The organism is Nocardia lijiangensis NBRC 108240 (assembly GCF_001613045.1).
Classification (GTDB): Bacteria; Actinomycetota; Actinomycetes; order Mycobacteriales; family Mycobacteriaceae; genus Nocardia; species Nocardia lijiangensis.
Window position 1 is genome coordinate 1 of sequence record NZ_BDBP01000202.1, and the last position, 2,902, is coordinate 2,902.

The window sequence follows — 2,902 nt, forward strand, 5'->3', positions numbered from 1 at the left end:
GGTAGGTGCCCACGCCCGCCAGGCAGCCGCCGCCGCCCACCGGGACGACCACCAGGTCGGGTGCGGCGCCGAGCTGCTCGAGGATTTCGGCGGCGATGGTGCCCTGGCCCGCGGCGGTGCGCGTGTCGTCGAACGGGGGCACCATGGTCGCGCCGGTGCGTTCGACGTCGGCGGCCGCGGCGGCCGCGGCGGCGTCGTAGGTCTCGCCGACCGCGATCAGCTCGACGAACTCGCCGCCGTGCACCCGGATTCGGTCGCGCTTCTGCTTGGGGGTGGTGGTCGGCACGTAGATGCGACAGGCGATGCCCATCGCACGGCAGGCGTAGGCGACGCCCTGGGCGTGGTTGCCCGCGCTGGCCGCGACCACGCCCGCGGCCCGCTCCTCGGCGCTGAGCTGGACGATCAGGTTGTAGGCGCCGCGCAGCTTGTAGGAGCGCACGGCCGTGAGGTCCTCACGCTTGAGGTAGACCTGCGCGCCGGTCAGCTCGGACAGTCGCGGGCTGAGCTGGAGCGGGGTCGGCTCGATAATGTCGGCAATTCGCTTGGCGGCGGCATCGATCTCGTCCGCGTTCAGCACGGGACGGGGGGAGGACAGGTGATCGACCACTTCAAGCGGATTGGACACCCGAAATATGCTGCCACCCGCCGCGACGCGGAGTCGCGGCGGGTGGGCGGTGGTGCTTCCGATCACCGAGGGGTGAGCACGAAAACGGGGATCTCGCGGGTGGTCTTCGTCTGGTAGTTCGCGTAATCGGGCCACACCGCGACGGCGCGCTCCCACCACTGCCGCTTCTCCTCGCCGAACACCTCACGCGCGGTGTAGTCCTTGGTGACCTCGCCGTCGCGCAGCTCGACGTGCGCTTCGGCCTTGACGTTGAAGTACCAGACCGGGTGCTTGGGCGCGCCGCCCAGCGAGGCGACCACGGCGTACTCGCCGTCGTGCTCCACGCGCATCAGCGGGGTCTTGCGCAGCTTTCCGGTCTTGGCGCCTTTGGTGGTGAGCAGGACGACGGGCTTGCCCAGCATCGACGTGCCCTTGGTACCGCCGGAATTCTCGTAGGTCTCGGCCTGCTTGCGGGCCCAGTCGGACGTGCTCGGTGCGTAGTCTCCGGTGAGTGGCATACGACCGGCAACACCGCATCCACCGCCGGTGTTCCCCGGCCGGAAATGTTCGGTAGCCCGAAATTCACCTTCCGTATATCCTGATCGCATGGCAACGGCTCACCCCACCACCGTGGACATCGCGGGTACCGCGTGGCCCGTGTACAAGCTCGAGGCGCTGGCCGCCGGGCTGGTGGCCGGTGTGCTGCTCCTGCTGATCACCGGCGCGCCGCAGGTCGCGGTGCTGGCGGCCGCGACGATCACCGCCGTGCGCTGGACGCTCGGCCAGATCACCGCGCGACGCGACGCCGGCGTGATCCGGCGCCCGCGAGCGCTGTCGGCGCACTGATCGCCACGGTCCGCGCCCACGGATCACTCCGCATCCAACGGCAGCGCCGCCAGCTCCCCGCGCGAGACCACTCCCAGCTTCGGATACGCCTTGTACAGGTGATGGCCGACCGTCCGCGGGCTCAGGAACAGCTGCGCCGCGATGTCCCGATTCGTCATCCCCTGCGCCGCGAGCCGCACGATCTGCAACTCCTGCGGGGTGAGCGCGGCGAGCACCCCCGACCCCGCTCGCGCCGCCGCTCCGACGCCGAGCGCGCCGAGTTCGACCCGAGCGCGTTCGGCCCACGGTGCGGCCTCGAGACGCTGAAAGGTCTCCATGGCCTGCTGCAGCTGGGTCCGCGCGTCCACCTTGCGGCGGTTGCGGCGCAGCCACTCCCCGTAGAGCAGCTGGGTGCGGGCCCGTTCGAACGGGCGGCCACCGAGCTCGAGGGCGGCCCGGAAATGCGCCTCGGCCTGCGCGTCCGGGCCGAGCAGGGCGCGAGCGCGTGCGGCGAGCGCGCCGACCCACCCCTGACGCGAGGTCGCGGCCCAGTCGTCCAGACGATCGAGCGCGTCGCCCGCACGGGCCGGGTCGGCGAGCCGCACCGCAGCCTCGACCAGATCGGGCAGTGAGCGCAGACCGATGACCATGTGCCGGAACGGTTCTTCGGTGAGCGACTCGAAACGGGACATGGCGCTGTCTACCCGGCCGAGGCCGAGGTCGAGCATGCCGAGCGCGGCGTGCGCCCAGGACGCGCCCGGTGCGTCGGCGCCGCCGAACTCCTCGGCCAGCGCGCGGTCGGCCGCCGTCCGGCACGTCGCCTCGTGGCCGCCGAGCGCGGCGAGATAGGCGAGAAAGGCACAGAGCTGGCTGACCCAGTGGCCCTGCCCGATGTCCTCGGCGATCCGCGCGCCCTCGGTGGCGACGACCAACGCCTCGCGCGGCCTGCCGAGAAATGCTTCGGCCTCGGCGCGGAAGAACAGCAGCGTCGGCAGCATGCCGATCCGGCCCTGGTCGCGGCAGTACGCGACGAGCGTGTCCGCCAGTTCCGCCACCTGCTCGTCCTGCCCGACCACCAGCGCGACGCCGGACAGCTGCACCAGATCGCGCGCGTCCACGCCGGTGGCGCGGGCCGCGTCGGCCGCGGCGCGCAGCTCGATGCGAAACCGACCGTGCACGCCGTCGAGCACGTACCCGGTGGTGTGCGCCAGCGAATGGTCCTCGGGCAGCGGCAGTGCCGCGAGGCGCTCGGTGACCTCGTCGAGTTCGTCGGCGCCGAGATACCACGCGGTGTGCACCGCGACGGTCAGGATGCGCGCCGCGAGCAGCGGCTGCCGGAGCCGCACCGCGTCGGCCGCCGCGACCAGTCGCCGGTGCGCCGGAAGTCGTTTGCCCGCACCGAATTCCGCGAGGCCGCGGACCAGGTCGAGCCGGGCGGCGAGCAGCGGGTCGGCGGTCTGCGCGGCCGCGCGC

General features: G+C 72.3%; 4 protein-coding genes. 1 reads left to right on the forward strand and 3 read right to left on the reverse strand.

Translation table 11 applies throughout. The annotated features are described in order from the left end of the window. Nucleotides 1–625 (reverse strand): pyridoxal-phosphate dependent enzyme (locus NL1_RS35845; RefSeq protein WP_156095218.1); only part of this gene is annotated, 625 nt, incomplete at its 3' end. A 62-nt stretch (nt 626–687) separates the two neighbouring features. Beyond that, entirely contained in the window at nt 688–1,122 is a 435-nt protein-coding gene (locus NL1_RS35850) for a nitroreductase family deazaflavin-dependent oxidoreductase (RefSeq protein ID WP_067849379.1), read from the reverse strand. 88 nt (nt 1,123–1,210) lie between these two features. On the opposite strand from NL1_RS35850, the gene NL1_RS35855 reads away from it, so the two are divergent. Beyond that, nucleotides 1,211–1,450, forward strand: a complete 240-nt coding sequence (locus NL1_RS35855; protein ID WP_067849382.1) for a hypothetical protein — start codon at nt 1,211–1,213, stop codon at nt 1,448–1,450. A 23-nt stretch (nt 1,451–1,473) separates the two neighbouring features. Here the strand turns inward: NL1_RS35855 and NL1_RS35860 are convergent. Next, nucleotides 1,474–2,902 (reverse strand): LuxR C-terminal-related transcriptional regulator (locus NL1_RS35860; RefSeq protein WP_162272806.1); only part of this gene is annotated, 1,429 nt, incomplete at its 5' end.